Raw genomic sequence first — 17,501 nt, forward strand, 5'->3', positions numbered from 1 at the left:
CATTGGGGTCAGTTGACCTGGAAGGACGTGACCAGATGAGCAACCCTCCGCCGCCCCCGGGGTGGGAGTCCCCGGGCGGTGGCTCCTGGCCGCCTCCGCCGCCGCCCGCCGGCCCCGGCGGACCCGGTCCGGGCGGGCCTGGAAGCCCAGGTGGGCCCGGGGGTCCCGGTGGGATGGGCGCGCCGCCGCCACCGCCGCCCGGCGGTTTCGGCGGGCCCGGAACTCCGCCGCCGTTCTTTCCGCCTCCGCCCGGCAGCCCGATGGGCCCGGCCATGCCGCCGCCGCGGCGCGGCGGTGGCGGCGCGCTGATCGCGGCGCTGCTCGGCGGCGGCCTCGTCGTCCTGGTCATCATCGGCGTCGTGGTGTACGTGCTGGTCGCGAATGGCGGCAAGACTCCGGAGGAGAAGCTGACCGCCGCCGCCTCCACCATGTCGGCGGCGCGCGCCGTGGGGCTCAAGGGCACCTTCGGCGGCGCCGGGACGCTGACCGGTGAACTGGACGTCACCAAGGGCGGCCGCGCGGCCGGCCCCGTCACCTGGAACGGCGACCGCGTCAGTGTCCTGGCGACCGACGGCAAGCTGTTCGTGAAGGCCGACCAGGCCTACTGGAAGCGGGAGATGTCGTCCTCCGACGACGCGTTCTTCCTCACCTCCGGCGAGCAGTGGGGACGGCTGGACGCCGACGAGCTCAACATCGACTTCAAGACGCAGCTGTCCCCGGCGGCGCTGGCGGGAAAGATGCAGGCCGCGAAGACGTCGAGCGTCAAGCCGCTCAAGACGCGCTGGGCGGGCCAGAAGGCGCTGAAGTTCAGCTCGTTCTCGTCCACGATCTACATCAGCGACGAGGACGACGCGGAACTGCTGCGCTACGAGTCCACCACCCCGCGCGTCCGCGTGGACGTGACCGCGAAGGGCTCGAGCGACGCCTCGTCCATCATCTCGGAGATGCGGACGAACATCGGCGAGCTGAAGGACTCCTTCAACGGCTCGGCGCAGCCGCGGGTCTCGGAGTGGAAGCGGGGCGGCTGCAACGGCAACTCCGGCTGCACGGTCGAGGCCAAGATCCGTCCGCCGTACGACGTGGAGACGCCCGTCACGATCGACGTCCGGTTCCGGCTCACCGCCGGCACGCTGACCGGCCGGGACCTCGGCAACTGCACGACCCGCATCACGCTGACCAGCTCGACGCCGCAGTGGGCGAGCTGCCGCGTCACCAGCAGCGCGTGGTCGAGCTGGGCCAGGGGGACCGGCGGGACGTTCTACAAGCACGCGTCGTACAAGGTGATCGGCGCCACGGCCGAAGAGGTCCAGTCGATGCAGAACGGGCTCGACAGCGAGTGAGGCCGCGACCAAATCGCAGGTGACGCGCTTCGCGCGCTGATCCGGCGCCGGCCTCGCCGCCAGGGTGCCCGGCGGCGCTCTCCCCCCACCGCGGGGAAAGCGCCGCCGGGCACCCTTATGCTCGTGAGGACGCCGCTCCAGGGCCGACGGCGCCCCCCCATCCAGCCGAACGCAGGTCGGCACCCCCTGGAGGACGTCTTCAGACCCCCTTGCTTTGGCCTGACTGTCGGGCCCGGTACCGGGCCCCGGAAGTGAGCAGAGTGAGCCCCCAGTGAGCCCCGAACAGGACGACCCGTCGAGCGGAACTCGTCCGTCGAATGGCGGTGGGCGAAGGCTGGAGGACGGCCCGTCCCCGACGAGCGCCCCTCAGCCCCCACCGAGCCCCCCGTTCCCACCAGGCGCGTCCTTCCCACCGGGTGCCCAGTTCCCAGCGGGTGCCCAGTTCCCACCGAACACGCCGCACCCGCCCCCGCCCCCGAACCCGCCGCCGTACGTTCCCGCTGCGTCCGGGCCTGCCGGGCCTGCCGGGCCTGCCGGGCCTGCCGGGCCTGCCGGGCCTGCCGGGCAGCGGCGGAAGCGGCGGCGGTTGATGATCGCGGGTGGAGCGGCGGCGATCGCGGTGGTGGTCTGCACGGTGATCGTCGCGGTGCTGGCGGGGGGCGGGGATCCGTCCGGCAAGCGGGGCGAGCCGACCGTTCCGGCGGGGCCGCCGGCGTGGTCGCTGGCGGCGGGGCAGTGGCTCACGTCCGGGAAGGGCATGCGGTACGACGGGACGATGACGCTGGGCGGCAAGCCCGTCCAGGCGCATCTGCGCGTCACGCCTTCCGGCTCGGCCTCCGGCGCGCTGACGGCGGGCGTGCTGAAGGCGGACGTCGTGGCGGTCGACGGCGTCACCTACATCAAGGCCGGGACGGCGTTCTGGCGCGACTACGCGGGCGAGACCCGCCACCCCGACTACTACGCGGGACGCTGGTCCAAGGCGCCCGCGTCCGTGCCGGGCTTCGACGTGCCGGACGTGCTCGGCCCGAAGTCCATCGCGCGACTGCTCACGAAGACACCGGCGAAGACGCCCACGGAGAACGTCGGCGGCGTCCCCGCGTACAAGGTCAGGACGCCGGTCGCGGAGTATCTGGTGGCGAAGGCGGCGCCGCACCGGCTGCTGTCCGTCCACTCGACGGCACAGAACGCCAAGCAGAACGCGGCGCGTTTCGCGGCCGCGCCCGTCATCGCACCCGCGACGCTGTTCGCCGAGCTGCGCCCGCGCGTCGCCGCGCTCGGCGGCGCCGCCGACCCGTCGCTGGCCTTCCGGCCGGGGACGCTGACGTTCCACAACTGCGACCAGAACACGAACGGCTGCACGGTCAGCGTCCCGGCAACGCTGACATCGCCGCAGGGCGCGGCCCCGTCCGGCGCGCGGGCGGCGCTGCGGGCGTCGATCACGTCCCGGGGCGCGCCGCTCGGCTCGTGCACGGCGTCGGGGCCGGTTCCGGCCGATCGGGCGCTGGTGCTGCGCTGCACGGTGACGAGCAGGCTGTGGCGGCGGTGGGTGCGCGCCGCGCTCGACAACCCCGGCTCGTACCCGTACTCGGCGACGGCCCACGTGATCGGTGAGGCGGTGGGCGCGGGCGACGTCCCGAAGCTGCTCTCCCTGGTAGACCGCGAGCGCCGCGCCGTCCTGAGGCCGCAGCCGAAGCCGTCCGGGACGTCCAGGACGCCGTAGCCCGGAACTCCGCCGGGACGTCCGGAGGCCCGCCCGGTCGGCATCACCGTCACGACCTTGACAGCCGACCGTGGCGGGGGCGGTGCGGTCGAACAGGATTCCGGCTGTCTACACTTCGGGACGTGAACTCCACGCCCGTGGGGAGCCGCGGCTCCTCGACGTACTCCGCGCAACGGCTGGTCAGACGGCTGCACGTCGACCTGTGCCGGCAGCGCAGCAGCCTGTGTTCCGGATGAACTCGGGGACCCGTCCAGGTCGTACCACCCGATAGGACCCGCCCGAAGCCGGGGGTCCGCGTGAACCCCGCACCGAAGTGATACGTCTTCTATAACAACGGGGTCACGACCTCCCTGGAAGCGGGACGTCACATGACGGGCGGAGCGGCGGCCGCGGTCCATGCCTCCCATGACCGGCGGCCACCCAGAACCGGGCGACGACGCGGGCCGAGTCGAGCCGCCGCCGTCGTTCCGGTGAACAGTCCGTTCCCAATTACACCACCCGATCCCGGACATACCATGAAGGTAAGCCTTAGTAGCATCACGATCCCGAGCGCCTCCCTCGGGACGGGTGCTGCGCGTCGAGGAGGTCTTCCTCTGTGACCAAACAGGTCCAGCAGCTCGACCGCGTCATCATCCGTTTCGCCGGTGACTCCGGCGACGGCATGCAGCTGACCGGCGACCGCTTCACCCAGGAGACCGCGGCATTCGGCAACGACCTGTCGACGTTGCCGAACTTCCCGGCCGAGATCCGCGCGCCCGCCGGCACCCTCCCCGGCGTGTCCAGCTTCCAACTGCACTTCGCCGACCACGACATCCTCACCCCGGGCGACGCGCCCAACGTCCTGGTCGCCATGAATCCCGCCGCCCTCAAGGCCAACCTCGGGGACCTCCCCCGCGGGGCGGACCTCATCGTCAACACCGACGAGTTCACCAAGCGCAACCTCGCCAAGGTCGGCTACGAGACGAGTCCCGTCGAGGACGACTCGCTCGCCGAGTACCGGGTGCACGCGCTGCCGCTCACCTCGATGACCGTCACCGCCCTCACCGGCTTCGACATCTCCAAGAAGGACGCCGAGCGCGCCAAGAACATGTTCGCGCTCGGGCTGCTGTCCTGGCTGTACCACCGCCCCACCGAGGGGACGATCAGCTTCCTGGAGAAGAAGTTCGCCAGCAAGCCCGAGATCATGAAGGCGAACATCGCGGCGTTCCAGGCGGGCTGGTCCTACGGCGAGACCACCGAGGCGTTCTCGGTGCAGTACGAGATCAAGCCGGCCGAGCACGAGCCCGGCCTGTACCGCAACATCACCGGGAACCTCGCGCTGGCGTACGGGCTGGTCGCCGCGGGCGTGCAGAGCGGGCTGCCGATCTTCCTCGGCTCGTACCCGATCACGCCGGCGTCCGACATCCTGCACGAGATCTCCAAGCACAAGAAGTTCGGCGTGCGGACGTTCCAGGCCGAGGACGAGATCGCCGCGGTCGGCGCGGCGCTCGGCGCCTCGTTCGGCGGGTCGCTCGGCGTGACGACGACGTCCGGTCCCGGCATCGCGCTGAAGAGCGAGACGATCGGGCTCGGCGTCGCGACGGAGCTTCCGCTGCTGGTCATCGACGTGCAGCGGGCCGGTCCCTCCACCGGGATGCCGACCAAGACCGAGCAGGCCGATCTGTTGCAGGCCATGCACGGCCGCAACGGCGAGGCGCCCGTCCCGATCGTCGCGCCGCAGTCGCCGTCCGACTGCTTCGACGCGGCACTTGAGGCGGCGCGCATCGCCGTGAAGTACCGCACGCCGGTCATCCTGCTGTCGGACGGCTACCTCGCCAACGGCTCCGAGCCGTGGCGGCTGCCGGACGTCGCGTCCCTCCCGAAGATCGAACCGAACTTCGCGGCGCCCCCGTCGCCGGAGGACGGCGAGTTCCAGCCGTTCCGGCGCGACCCCGGCACGCTCGCGCGCCCCTGGGCCATCCCCGGCACCGAGGGCCTGGAGCACCGGATCGGCGGGCTGGAGAAGGCCGACGGGTCGGGCAACATCTCCTACGACCCCGCCAACCACGACCACATGGTCCGGATCCGGCAGGCCAAGGTGGACGGGATCGCCAACGACATCGCCCCGCTCGCGGTGGACGACCCGTCCGGCGCGGCCCGCGTCCTCGTGATGGGCTGGGGCGGGACGTACGGCGCGATCTCCGCGGCCGTCCGGCGCGTCCGCGCGGCCGGGCAGCACGTCGCGCAGGCCCACCTCCGCCACCTCAACCCGTTCCCCGCGAACCTGCCCGAGGTGCTGCGGTCCTACGACAAGGTCGTCGTGCCGGAGATCAACCTCGGCCAGCTGGCACTGCTGCTGCGCGGCCGGTTCCTCGTCGACGTGATCGGCTACAACCAGGTCCGCGGCCTGCCGTTCAAGGCGGAAGAGCTGCAGGGCGTCATCCAGGATGTGATCGACAGTGAGTGACAACGGAGACACCGGAAACGGGTCCAGCGGGAACGGCGACGGGAACGGCGCCGTCAACGGGAACGGGAAGACGCTGCTCTCGCTGGTCCCGAAGACCGACGTGAAGCAGACCATGAAGGACTTCAAAACCGACCAGGAGGTGCGCTGGTGCCCCGGGTGCGGTGACTACGCGATCCTCGCGGCGGTCCAGTCCTTCCTGCCCGAACTCGGGTTGCGCCGGGAGAACATCACGTTCATCTCCGGCATCGGCTGCTCGTCGCGGTTCCCGTACTACATGAACACCTATGGATTCCACTCGATCCACGGCCGCGCGCCCGCGATCGCGACGGGGCTGGCCACGTCCCGTCCGGACCTGTCGGTGTGGGTCGTGACCGGCGACGGCGACGCGCTGTCGATCGGCGGCAACCACCTGATCCACGCGCTTCGCCGCAACGTCAACCTGAAGATCCTGCTGTTCAACAACCGGATCTACGGGCTGACGAAGGGCCAGTACTCGCCGACGTCCGAGGTCGGCAAGATCACCAAGTCGACGCCGATGGGTTCGCTGGACGCGCCGTTCAACCCGCTGTCGCTGGCGATCGGCGCGGAGGGCACGTTCGTCGCCCGCACGATCGACTCCGACCGCAAGCACCTCCAGTCGGTGCTGCGGGCCGCGGCGCAGCACCGCGGCACCGCGCTCGTCGAGATCTACCAGAACTGCAACATCTTCAACGACAACGCGTTCGAGCCGATGAAGGACGCGTCCGTCCGCGACGACGTGACCGTCCGGCTGGAGCACGGCGAGCCGATCGTGTTCGGCGCCGACCGCTCCAAGGCGCTGCGGCGGTCGCCGTCCGGCTCGTTCGAGGTCGTGAAGGTCGCGGACGTCGACGCGTCCGAAATCGCCGTCCACGACGCCCACAATCCGGACCCGTCGATGGCGTTCGCGCTGTCGCGGCTGGACCAGCCGGCGTTCGAGCACACCCCGATCGGCATCTTCCGCGACGTGGACCGTCCGTCCTACGACGAGCTGATGCGGGCCCAGCTCGACGAGGCCGTCGAGGCGCAGGGCGAGGGCGACCTCGCCGCGCTGCTCGGCAGCGGCGACACCTGGCGCATCGACTGAGCCAAGGTTTCGGAGTCTTTACGCAGGCCCGGCCCCGGTTCGTCCGGGGCCGGGCTTTTTCGCGCATTGAAACGGCGAGAACGGGGCACGGTTCATCACGCGGGTGAGCAATCGGACGGCCCATGCGCGTCTTCCGGACGCGCCCCGTCGCGTAACGGTGTCTCGTCCTGCAAGACTGAGGAGATCAAGAAGCCGGGGAGGTGACGATGCGGGTCATTCCGCGCCGCAGCAAAGGTCGTCGGCGGGACGAGGGTCCCGCCCCCGCCTCCGCGCCTCCTGACCCGTCCACCGCCCCCCGCGACCCCGGGCCCGCCGACCCCGGCGCGACGAGGCGTCCACCCGCGCCCCCGGCCGCGCCGGCGGTCGAAGCGGCCCAGCCGTTCTATCCGGAGAAGGCGCCGCCACCCGCGCGAGGACGCGTCGATCCGGCGAAGGCGTCGGTCCAGCCGCCCGTCCGCGACGAGAAGACCCTCGGGCAGCCGACCCCCTACGGATCGCAGCCCCCGCGCAGACCCGAGCCACCCCGCGGACCGGAACCACCGCTCGGAGCCCCCCAGGCATCACGCGGGCCCGAGGCGACGACGGCCGTTCTGCCTGCGCCGGCGGTCGCGGATCCGGCTGCGCGGCGGCGGGCGCGGGTGGCGGAGCGGCGGCGTGCGGCGGCGGAGGCGAAGCGGAGCCGGGCGGCGCGGCGGGAGCCCCGTCCGTTCCGGGAGCCGGCGGCGCAGGCCAAGGCCGCCGACCAGCACCGGTCGGCGCTGCTGGTCATGGTGCTCACGCTGGGGCTGCTGATCGCGGCGGTCGCGGTGACCGGCGCGATGATCGCGTCCTCGATGCGGACGCGGCCGGTGACGCTGGGCTCGCCGCTGCACATCTATCCGGTGACGCAGGCGACCCCGGGGCAGTGCCCGGTGGGGACGCAGGGCATCACCGGGCAGTCCGGCGCCGGTCCGGCGTGCTACCGGCTGGCGCAGGGGATCGCGATCCACAAGGTCGCGGACCTGCGCGTCCAGAAGTCGCGGGTGCGGCCGGGCGGCTACGACGTGGCGGTCACGCTGCGCGCGGTCGACCGGGAGGCGTTCGCCGACCTGACCCGCGCCACGGTCGGCCGCGACCTCGCGTTCGTCGTGCGCAACCGGCTCGTCACGCTGCCCCGCGTCGACATGGCGATCATGGACGGCAAGGTCGTGGTGACCGGCCCACCCGACAGGTCGTCCGCGAACAAGCTGGTCCGGGAGCTCAAGGGCAAGTGACGGCCCGGCGGCCCCGGCCCCTGCGGCGGCCGGACACGTCCGGTGGGGGGCACACGGACGCGCGGGGGGATGCGCGACCGCAGAAGCCGGGGCTTATCTAGGAGGACACCACGAGGCGGTCACCGCGGCGCCGCGGCGGTCATGCGGTGGCGTCGCCAGTAACCCAAGGTCGCCACGGCCAGGCAGGGTCCCCAGAACACCCGGACGCGAGTGGTGCCAGCGCGGCGCCGTGCGCCGCCCGTTTCGCCCATGCCTGTACGCCGTGCGAAAGATTGCCCACGGAACTCTCTTTCGTCGTCGTGTGCGTTCTCAGGTCACCGGGATCGGCGGGATCTGGGCCAGGCAGCCGGTATCGGGCGCGCGACGCGTCTGGAGGAACCGGACCTCCAGGGAGGCGGCGCAGGCGGCGCCGTTGCTCCAGAAGAAGCTGGGGCCGTGACCGGTGTTGGGCACCTCGATCACCTGGGCGCGGCGGAACTGCCGGGCCGCGAGCCGGCCGCTGGCCGTCGGGGTGTTCGGGTCGAGGTCACCCGAGAGCACCAGGACCGGGACGTCGGCGAACGGCCCGCGCGTGGACTGCACGGGGCCGTCACGGTCGGGCCAGCGCAGGCAGATGTCTCCCTGGTCGATGATCGCGTCCGTCCATCCCCGCACGCTGAACGGCCGGTACGGCTCGTCCGGCAACGCCGCACGCCGCTGTTCGAACTGGCGGATCCGGTCCGGGATCGGCGCCCTCCGATTCCACAGCGTGGGGTAGTCGTTGCAGACCACCGCGGCCGTCTGCGCCGGGCTGGGGTCCAGCGCGGGCTCCTGTGGCGACGCCTGCTCCGGGAGTGTGTTGAGCACCTTTGCCATGTCCACCAGGGGCGCAGTGTCGCCGCTGGCCGCTGCCCGCAGGACCCCCGGGAATCGGCCCAGGAGGCTGGGGTTACTGGTGGCCACGTTGTAGCCGATCTGCGCCAGGGCGGTTTCGTCCAGCAGCAGCCTTCTGCCGCCCGCTTCGTAGGGCAGGGGGTGGGCGCGCACCCGTCCGGCGACCGTACCGAGGTCCGCGATCACCTGCCGTGGGCTGCACCTGCCTCGGCTGCGCTCGCACAGCAGGCGCAGCGCCCGGTTCATCGCGCGGGCATTGGGCCGTCCCCACATGTCGAACTTCAGTGGGTAGGCGCTCGACAGGACCATTGAGCGGACACGCGTCGGATGCCTTTGTGCGTACACCGTCATGAGGAACGTGCCGTAGGACAGGCCGTGCAGGTCCAGTTGGGGGATGCGCAGACGTGCCCGGACGGCGTCGAAGTCATCGGCGATCGCGGCCGAGGTGTAGTAGCGGGCTCGGTGGCCCAACGCACGACCACACTGCCCGTAAGCGCGCACCCAGTCCGCCCGGGTGGTCGGACGGAACCTGCCTGGGGCGAGAGCGTCGCAGCCGATAGGGCCGGACTGACCGGTGCCACGAGGATCGATGAGCAGCAGGTCGTGAGTGTTCAGCAGTCCGTGCAGCGCCTTCGCGTACTCCAGGGCGTACGGAATCGTCGGGGCGCCCGGGCCTCCCGGGTTGACCGCGACCGTTCCGCTCGTGGCCGTCCCGTGGTCGCGGCGGCGCATCAGGGCGTAGGCCACGGTCGTGCCGCCCGCCGAAGGCTGGGCGCGGTCGAGCGGTACCCGGATGCTGTCGCAGACGATGTCCACCGGCAGATCGGGAGGCGGCACCGGACACGCGACACCGGAATGGCCGGGACGATGGCGAGTTCCACCGGCCGACGCGGTCACGGGTTGAAGAACCAGGGCCACCGCGGATGCGACCACCAGGCCGGACGCGACTAACCACCGAGAATTCATGCAACAAACCCCCTGCGCTCACGGGCCACGCGGACCATCACCACACACCGCTGAAGACCAGCGATCTGCGCGGCACGCTATTGCCGGTCAGCCCCGCCCGGCCTCCCCCGCCAGCGGGATCCCCCTCCCCCGACCGACCGACGGCGGGATCAGGGGCCGCTGACCCCGGGGCCGGGCGCGGGGGCGTCCTTGACGGGGTCGGCCCGTCCGCTCGATCCGCGCAGCGGGAGTTCCTTCAGCGCGAGGATCGCCAGGAAACCGATGATCGCGACCGGGACGCCGACCAGGAAGACGGTTTCGAGCGAGCTGGTGAACGCGTCCCGGACGATGCCTCTGACCGGCTCGGGCAGCATTTGGATGTCGTCCGGCGAGCCGAGTTCGCCGCTGCCGGACGTCCTCGGGACGCCCGCCGCGCGGAAGCCGGAAGCGATCTCGCTCGCCACCCGGTTGGTGAGGATCGCGCCGAAGGCGGCCACGCCCATCGCGCCGCCGAGGTTGCGGAAGAACGAGACCCCGGACGTCGTCGAGGCCAGGTCGGCGGTCGCGGCGGCGTTCTGCGCGGCCAGGATGAGGATCTGCAGCGTCAGGCCCATGCCGATGCCGAGGACGGCGAGGTCCGCGCCGATGAGCAGCTTCGGCGAGTCGGTGTGCAGCCGCGACAGCAGGAACATCGCGGCGGCGACGCAGAGCATCCCGGCGACCGGGAAGAGCTTGTACCGTCCGGTGCGGGTCACGATCTGGCCGGAGCCGGTGGACGTGATCAGCATCCCGATGACCAGCGGCAGCGTCATCAGCCCTGACGCCGTCGGGCTCATGCCCTTGACGATCTGCAGGAACTGCGGCATGTAGATCATCACGCCGAACATCGCCATCCCGACGCAGATCGAGACGACCGAGGACAGCACGAAGTTCCGGTTGCGGAACAGCCGGGGCGGCAGGATCGGGTCGCGGGCGGTGCGCTCGGCGACGACCGCGAGCAGGAGCAGCACGACGGTTCCGGCGAGCAGGGCGTAGGTCCAGGCGGAGTTCCACGCGAACTGCTTGCCGCCCATGGACAGCAGCAGCATCAGCGCCGCGGCGCCGCCGGTGATCGTGAACGCGCCGAAGACGTCGATGTGGGTGTCGCGGCGCGTCTTCGGCAGCTTCAGCACCCGCTGGATGACGAAGAACGCGACGACGGCGACCGGCACGCAGACGTAGAAGCACCAGCGCCAGCCGAGCGCGTCGGCGTCCACGATGAACCCGCCGACCAGCGGGCCCGCGACGGTCGCGACGCCGAACACCGCGCCCATGAACCCCGCGTAGCGGCCGCGCTGCCGCGGCTCGACCACGTCCCCGAGGATCACCTGGGCCAGCGCGGCCAGCCCGCCCGCGCCGAGGCCCTGGCCCGCGCGGGCGGCGATGAGCTGGCCGATGCCCTGCGACAGCCCGGCGCCGACCGAGGCGACGACGAAGAGGATCAGCGCGGTCTGGAACATCAGCTTGCGGCCCGCGATGTCCGACAGCTTGCCCCAGAGCGGGGTGGATGCGGTCATGGTCAGCAGCGACGCGCTCGCCACCCAGGACAGCTGGTCCTGGCCGCCGAGGTCGCCGACGATCGTCGGCAGCGCGGTCGCGATGATCGAGTTGGAGAGCATCGCGGTCAGCATCGCCAGCATGAGGCCGGAGAGGATCTCCAGGATCTGCCGGTGCGTGTACTGCGGACTCGCTTGCTCTGACGCCGCCGGGCCGTGCGACGCCACGCTCGCCTGAGCCACCCTGCCCCCATGCCTACGAGTGTCCAAAAGAATTACCTGTGCTTTGCATGTATCTTATGTAGGCAGCTGTTTACTTGCAACTCGAAGGACACTGGACACCGACCGTGACCGTCGACAGGATGTGCTGATGCGGGTCAGGGACGAGACCGAGCGCACCGGGGACGTGGCGGCGCGGCGGCCGAAACGCGACCGGGAGGCGACCCGGCGCCGCATCCTGGACGCCGCCCGCGACCTGTTCGGCGAGCACGGCTACGACGGCGTCACCGTCCGGATGATCGCGGCACGGGCCGAAGCGAACATGGCGCTGGTCAACCGGTACTTCGGCTCCAAGGCGGCGCTGTTCGGCGAGGTCCTCGCGGGCGAGTCCCTGATACGCGGGGTCATCGCCGGGGACAGCGCGGGGCTGCCGCGCCGCCTCGCCGAGCACTTCGTCCGGCAGATCGACCAGCGGCCGGCCACCGCCATGGCGCGGATGATCGACCGGTCGGCCGGGCAGCCGGAGGTCAAGGAGATCCTGCTCCACCATCTGGAGGACGTGATCGTCGAGCCGCTGGTCGCACAGCTGGACGGCCCGGACGCCCGCGCCCGCGCGCTGCTCGCGTCCACGATCATCATGGGCGGCGGACCCGTCCGCCGCCTCCTCGGCCTCAACGACCTGCACGCCGCCGACCCGGCCGAGCTCACCGACCGCCTCACCGCGATGTTCACCGCCGCCCTGGCCCCCTGCACCCCCGCGCGCTGACGCGCCGGGCCCACCCCGCACGTCGCGCGGGGAGGGCGGGCCGCCGCGCATAGGGTGCACAGCATGAGGGTCGGGGGCGGGTTCCGCGCGCGGTGCGGCAGGACGGGACGCGCCGCACGCTGGGCCGCGGCCGGGACGGCGATCACCCTCGCGGCCGGAGGCGCGGCTTGGGGCCTCGGCGCGACGGCGGGCCGCGGGACCCGGATCCATGGCTCCGACCAGCGCATCACCGTGATCGACGGCCCGGACGACGACCAGCGCGTCACGCTCGACGCCACGTTCTACCGGCCGTCCGGACGCGCCCGGGTCCCGGCGATCCTGCTCGGGCACGGCTTCGGCGGCAGCAAGCGGGACGTGGCGGACGAGGCGCGCCGTCTCGCCCGCGCCGGTTACGCGGTGCTGACCTGGTCGGCGCGCGGATTCGGGCGCTCGACCGGCGAGATCGCGCTCAACTCCCCCGACTACGAGGTCAAGGACACCCGGCAGCTCATCGACTGGCTGGGCCGGCGTCCCGACGTCCGGCTGGACGGGCCGGGCGACCCGCGCCTCGGCATGGCGGGCGGGTCGTACGGCGGCGCGATCGCGCTGCTGACCGCCGCGTACGACCGGCGCGTCGACGCCATCGCGCCGATGATCACCTGGCACAGCCTCGCGGACGCGCTGTTCCCGAACGCGGTCGACACCCCGAACGCGGCGGGCACCGCGGTCGGCACCCCGAACGCAGTGGGCGCCCCGGACGCCGCCGGTGCGGGACCGTCCGGCGGCGTCTTCAAGAAGCTGTGGGCCGGACTGTTCTTCACCGGCAACGCGGGCCGGACGGCGTGCGGACGCTTCCTGCCGTCCCTGTGCGCGATGTACCAGGAGGTCGCGGAGAGGGGCCGTCCCACGGCGTCGGCGATCGAGACGCTGCGGCGGTCGAGCCCGTCCTCCGTCGCGGACCGGATCAAGGTGCCCACGCTGCTCGTCCAGGGACAGTCCGACTCGCTGTTCCCGCTCGACCACGCCGACGCCAACGCCCGCGCCATCGCCGGGAACGGCGCGCCGGTGTCGGTGGTCTGGTTCCGGGGCGGCCACGACGGCGGCGACCCCGAGACCGAGCGGATCGAGGGGCTGGTGCTCGACTTCTTCGACGCGCGCCTGAAGCGGTCTGACACGGCCTCGCACGGGGACGGGTTCACGGTGACGCGGGAGGGCGGGCTCGACTCGTCCACGCGGGAGGTCATCGTGGAGGAGGCGGCGACGCGGACATATCCGGGCCTTTCTCGCGATCCCGTGCAGCTGCCGCTGGGCGGCGGCCAGCAGACGATCTACAACCCGCCGGGCGGGTCGCCCGCGTCGATCTCCGCGTTGCCGGGCCTGGGGTCGTTGGCCCCGGGAGGAGCGGCCGGTGCTCTCGGTGTTCTCGGCGGGCGGTTCCCGGCCGAGCAGCCAGGGCAGTTCGCCGTGTTCGACACGCGTCCGCTGGAGCAGGCCGTCCAGCTGACGGGCGCGGCCAGTGCCCGGCTCAAGGTGGACGCGGACGGCCCGCTGTTCGCGAAGCTCTACGACGTCGCGCCCAGCGGGACGGCGACGCTCGCGCGACGCCTGGCCGCGCCGTTCCGGGTGTCCCGGGGGCAGGACGTCACCGTCACCCTTCCGGCGATGGACTACCGCTTCGACCGCGGCCACAGGATCCGGCTCGTCGTCGCCACCACCGACCTGGGGTTCGCGACACCGGCGAAGCCCGCGTCGTACAAGGTGCGGGCGGTGTCGCCGCTGGCCGTCCCGACCGTTCCGTCGCTGACGACCGAGCCGACGGGCGTGCCCGCGTGGGTCTGGGGTCTCCCGCTCGCGGCCGCCGCCCTCGCCCTCCTCATCGTCGTTCCCGGACGGCGTCGCCCCGCCCCCGAGCAGGACAGCGACGTCCCGCTGGAGATAACGGGCTTGACGAAGGCGTACAAGAACGGGCATCTGGCCGTCGCCGACCTGTCGTTCCGGGTGGAGAAGGGTCAGGTGCTGGGGCTGCTCGGCCCGAACGGCGCAGGAAAGACGACGACCCTGCGCATGCTGATGGGCCTCATCCATCCCGACTCCGGCGAGATGCGCATCTTCGGGCACCGCGTCTATCCCGGTGCTCCCGTCCTGTCCAGGCTGGGTTCGTTCGTCGAGGGGCCTGGTTTCCTTCCGCATCTCTCCGGGCGCGACAACCTTGACCTCTACTGGCGCGCCACCGGCCGTCCCCTGGACGAAGCCCACCTGGACGAAGCGCTGCAGATAGCCGACCTGGGTTCCGCGCTGGACCGTCCCGTCCGGACGTACTCGCAGGGCATGCGGCAGCGCCTCGCCATCGCGCAGGCCATGCTCGGGCTCCCGGACCTCCTCGTCCTGGACGAGCCGACCAACGGCCTCGACCCGCCGCAAATCCGCGAGATGCGGGAGGTGCTCGTCCGGTACGCCGCCGCCGGGCGGACGGTCATCGTCTCCAGCCACCTGCTCGCCGAGGTCGAGCAGACCTGCACGCACGCGGTCGTCATGGCGGGCGGGCGGCGCGTCGCCGCGGGCCCCGTCGCCGAGATCACCGGCTCCGGCCGCCGCCTGGAGGACGCCTTCCTGGAGATCATCGGAGAGACCCCATGACCGCGCCCGAGACCACGCCCGCGACAGTGAACACGGAGGCGACCGCGTACGACGTCCGGCGGACGCTTCCGCTGCGGGTCGAGGCGGTCCGCCAGTTCCGCCGCCGCCGGACGCTGGTCGCGTTCGGGATCCTGCTCGTCCTGCCGTGGGTGCTGGTCGTCGCGTTCAAGGTCGGCGGCGACCCGGGCCCGGACGGCGTGCCGAGCCTGGTCGACGTCGCGACGTCCAGCGCCCTGAACTTCGCCCTGTTCGCGCTGTTCGTCTCGACCGGGTTCCTGCTGGTCGTCGCGGTGGCCCTGTTCTGCGGCGACACGGTCGCGAGCGAGGCGGGCTGGTCGTCGCTGCGCTACCTCCTGGCCGCGCCCGTGCCGCGCGGCCGCCTCCTGCGCCAGAAGCTGATCGTCGCGCTGTCCTACGCGGTCGTCGCCGTCGTCAGCCTGCCGCTGATGTCGCTGGCCGCGGGGACGGTCGCGTTCGGCTGGGGCGACGTCGAGCTCCCGACCGGCGGCACCGTCCCGGTGCCCACCGCGCTCGGCCGGATGGCGATCATCATCGGCTACGCCCTCGTGTCGCAGCTCGTCGTCGCGGCCCTGGCGTTCCTGCTCTCGGTCACCACCGACTCGCCGCTCGGGGCCGTCGGCGGCGCGGTCGGGCTCGTCATCGTCAGCAACATCCTGGACGCCGTCACCGCGCTCGGCTCCTGGCGCGACTTCCTCCCGACCCACTGGATGTACGCGTGGATGGACGCCCTCCAGCCCGAGATCCCATGGACGGGCATGGCCAAGGGCGCGGCCGTCTCGATCGCCTACGCCGTCATTTTGTTCGCGTTCGCCTTCCGCCGCTTCCGTGCCCGCGACATCGTGTCCTGACCGGCGGAAAGACGGCCGTACGGACACGCACCGCGACGGTCGCGGCGCGAAAATCGGTCGAACCGGCAGAGGTTGTCGCATAAGCTCGGCGAACCTCGCGCAGGGTGAGCGCGTCCTACCTAGAGCAGCGCGACATCGGCTCGATCGCCGGGTTAGATCACGCCCGGCGGGGGGAGATGATCAACATGGCACGGCAGCAGCTCATCAAGCGCCCCAGGCCCCCACGTCAACCGAGCCCGCCCGACCTGCGGACCCCATCGGGCCGCCTCCTGCCGTACTGACCGCTTTCCCCGCAGGGCCTTCCCGCCACCGGGAAGGCCCTGCGCCGTTCACACCCCTCTCCTGACCCGCCGCTCACTCCGGGCGGACGCCTCCCCCATCCGCACGCCTCCCCGACCGACGCCTCACTCCGTCCGCACGTCTCACTCTGGGTGGACGCCTCGTTGTGTCCAGGCGGCCAGGCGGTCGAATGCCGTCAGGAAGTCGGACTGCATCGGCCGGACGAGCGTGGGAAACGCGCCGCTCAACCCATCGGTGTGGGTGCCGCCGGGCACGCGGTGGTAGCGATGCAGATTTCCCCGTCCGGCCTTCCTGACCATCTCCGCGTACACGTCGCCGTTCTTGCTGATCGGCGTGAGCACGTCCAGCGTGCCCTGAACGCTGATGAGCGGACGCTGAATCCGCCCCGTCAACGACACGCGCCGGACCGCCGCGTGCACCTGGCGCGGACGGGAACCGTAGACGTAATCGGTGTCGCATCCCGCGCCCGTCCCCTCCGCGCAGAACGGCGTCCCGGCCTCCCGGTCGCCGTCATAGGACGGGTCGAGTTCCTCCCGGATGATCCGCTGGAAGAGGTCCCAAAGGTTCTTGTGGTGATAGCCCCAGAGCGGCTCCGAACCGGCCGGATATCCGGCGGCGAGCATCTCCTCATGCGCTCCGGGTTTCCCCGCGACGTACCGCGGATAGGCGCGCAGCGCCGGAGGCAGCGTCGTGAGCAGGCTCGGCCCCTTGGCCGTGAAAACCAGCGCGTTCCAGTCGACCCCGCCGGTGTAAAGCCCGGGGAACCGTTCGAGCTGCCCGCGGACGAGATATCCACCGGCCGACAGCCCCGCCGCGTACGTGTACCGCGGCGCGCGACCGTACTTCTGCGCGGCGACCCGCTTGGCCGCCGACGTCAGCTGGGCCATCCGCAGGTGCCATTCCTGAATGGCGTCGCCCGGTCGGCGGCCGTCCGTGTAGATGGTCGGGCCCGTGTTGCCCTTGTCCGTCGCCGCGAACGCGTATCCCCTGGCCAGGACGTGATCGCCGATGATGCGGTCGTTCGCGTACTGCTCCCGGACGCCGGGCGGTCCGCTGACGACCAGCCCGCCGTTCCAGCGGTGCGGCAGCCGGATGACGAACTGCGAGTCGTGATTCCACCCGTGGTTGGAGTTCGTCTTGGACGAGTCAGGAAAATAACCGTCGATCTGAATTCCGGGAACGCCGGACGGGTTGACCGTCCCGGGCGCGTCCAGGCCCGCCCAGTCGTCCGGATCGGTATGCCCGCCCGGAACCGTCCCCGCCGTCGTGAGATCGGAAAGGCACCCCGCGACGGACCGCTCGGCGCCTGGAACCCGCAGTTTCCGTTCACCGCATCCCGGATCGGGCGCACCGCCCGCCGCGGCCGCCCCAGCGGGGACGGCCATCGAAGCCAGCAGGACGGGAACGAACGCCAGAGCACGCAACATGTCGAACACCTTCCGTGAGGGATATCACGCACCGTAATGAGCGCCGCCATTCACGGATAAGTGCGAAACAGCCGGACCCGCCCGGCC

At 71.7% G+C, this 17,501-nt stretch carries 11 protein-coding genes; 8 read left to right on the forward strand and 3 right to left on the reverse strand.

The features are described 5' to 3' along the window. Nucleotides 1–173: 173 nt before the first annotated feature. From ACH34T_RS26645 to ACH34T_RS26665, 5 genes are all read left to right on the forward strand, one after another. Nucleotides 174–1,340, forward strand: a complete 1,167-nt coding sequence (locus tag ACH34T_RS26645; RefSeq protein WP_396023644.1) for a hypothetical protein — start codon at nt 174–176, stop codon at nt 1,338–1,340. A gap of 589 nt (nt 1,341–1,929) precedes the next feature. Beyond that, nucleotides 1,930–3,060, forward strand: coding sequence for a hypothetical protein (locus ACH34T_RS26650; protein ID WP_396023645.1), 1,131 nt, complete (start codon nt 1,930–1,932; stop codon nt 3,058–3,060). A gap of 595 nt (nt 3,061–3,655) precedes the next feature. Then, nucleotides 3,656–5,506, forward strand: a complete 1,851-nt coding sequence (locus tag ACH34T_RS26655; protein ID WP_396023646.1) for a 2-oxoacid:acceptor oxidoreductase subunit alpha — start codon at nt 3,656–3,658, stop codon at nt 5,504–5,506. Further along, a complete protein-coding gene (locus ACH34T_RS26660; protein ID WP_396023647.1) occupies nt 5,499–6,611 on the forward strand; it encodes a 2-oxoacid:ferredoxin oxidoreductase subunit beta in 1,113 nt (370 codons plus the stop codon). Before ACH34T_RS26655 ends, ACH34T_RS26660 begins: the two co-directional genes overlap by 8 nt. A 206-nt stretch (nt 6,612–6,817) precedes the next feature. Beyond that, on the forward strand, nt 6,818–7,864 hold the full coding sequence (locus tag ACH34T_RS26665) for a SecDF P1 head subdomain-containing protein (RefSeq protein WP_396023648.1): 1,047 nt from the start codon (nt 6,818–6,820) through the stop codon (nt 7,862–7,864). 309 nt (nt 7,865–8,173) lie between these two features. Here the strand turns inward: ACH34T_RS26665 and ACH34T_RS26670 are convergent, their stop codons facing one another. Beyond that, nucleotides 8,174–9,574 carry an alpha/beta fold hydrolase gene (locus ACH34T_RS26670; protein WP_396023649.1) on the reverse strand — a complete coding sequence of 467 codons (1,401 nt, stop codon included), beginning with the start codon at nt 9,572–9,574 and terminating at the stop codon, nt 8,174–8,176. A 278-nt stretch (nt 9,575–9,852) separates the two neighbouring features. Continuing rightward, entirely contained in the window at nt 9,853–11,460 is a 1,608-nt protein-coding gene (locus ACH34T_RS26675; protein ID WP_396023650.1) for an MDR family MFS transporter, read from the reverse strand. 127 nt (nt 11,461–11,587) lie between these two features. On the opposite strand from ACH34T_RS26675, the gene ACH34T_RS26680 reads away from it, so the two are divergent. From ACH34T_RS26680 to ACH34T_RS26690, 3 genes are all read left to right on the forward strand, one after another. Further along, nucleotides 11,588–12,202: a TetR/AcrR family transcriptional regulator gene (locus ACH34T_RS26680; protein ID WP_396023651.1), complete on the forward strand. Its 615-nt coding sequence runs from the start codon at nt 11,588–11,590 to the stop codon at nt 12,200–12,202. A 63-nt stretch (nt 12,203–12,265) separates the two neighbouring features. Further along, nucleotides 12,266–14,818: an alpha/beta fold hydrolase gene (locus ACH34T_RS26685; RefSeq protein ID WP_396023652.1), complete on the forward strand. Its 2,553-nt coding sequence runs from the start codon at nt 12,266–12,268 to the stop codon at nt 14,816–14,818. After that, entirely contained in the window at nt 14,815–15,687 is an 873-nt protein-coding gene (locus tag ACH34T_RS26690; RefSeq protein WP_396023653.1) for an ABC transporter permease, read from the forward strand. Before ACH34T_RS26685 ends, ACH34T_RS26690 begins: the two co-directional genes overlap by 4 nt. Before the next feature lie 422 nt (nt 15,688–16,109). Here the strand turns inward: ACH34T_RS26690 and ACH34T_RS26695 are convergent, their stop codons facing one another. Continuing rightward, nucleotides 16,110–17,414, reverse strand: coding sequence for a tannase/feruloyl esterase family alpha/beta hydrolase (locus ACH34T_RS26695; RefSeq protein ID WP_396023654.1), 1,305 nt, complete (start codon nt 17,412–17,414; stop codon nt 16,110–16,112). Between the last annotated feature and the right edge of the window lie 87 nt (nt 17,415–17,501).

This window comes from Actinomadura sp. 9N215, assembly GCF_044326345.1.
Lineage (GTDB): Bacteria > Actinomycetota > Actinomycetes > Streptosporangiales > Streptosporangiaceae > Spirillospora.

Bases quoted from the DNA above. Each gene is read 5' to 3' on its own strand.
- ACH34T_RS26645 (WP_396023644.1), top strand. From the start codon at position 174: ATGGGCGCGCCGCCGCCACCGCCGCCCGGCGGTTTCGGCGGGCCCGGA.
- ACH34T_RS26650 (WP_396023645.1), top strand. From the start codon at position 1,930: ATGATCGCGGGTGGAGCGGCGGCGATCGCGGTGGTGGTCTGCACGGTG.
- ACH34T_RS26665 (WP_396023648.1), top strand. From the start codon at position 6,818: ATGCGGGTCATTCCGCGCCGCAGCAAAGGTCGTCGGCGGGACGAGGGT.
- ACH34T_RS26680 (WP_396023651.1), top strand. From the start codon at position 11,588: ATGCGGGTCAGGGACGAGACCGAGCGCACCGGGGACGTGGCGGCGCGG.
- ACH34T_RS26685 (WP_396023652.1), top strand. From the start codon at position 12,266: ATGAGGGTCGGGGGCGGGTTCCGCGCGCGGTGCGGCAGGACGGGACGC.
- ACH34T_RS26690 (WP_396023653.1), top strand. From the start codon at position 14,815: ATGACCGCGCCCGAGACCACGCCCGCGACAGTGAACACGGAGGCGACC.
- ACH34T_RS26695 (WP_396023654.1), bottom strand. From the start codon at position 17,414: ATGTTGCGTGCTCTGGCGTTCGTTCCCGTCCTGCTGGCTTCGATGGCC.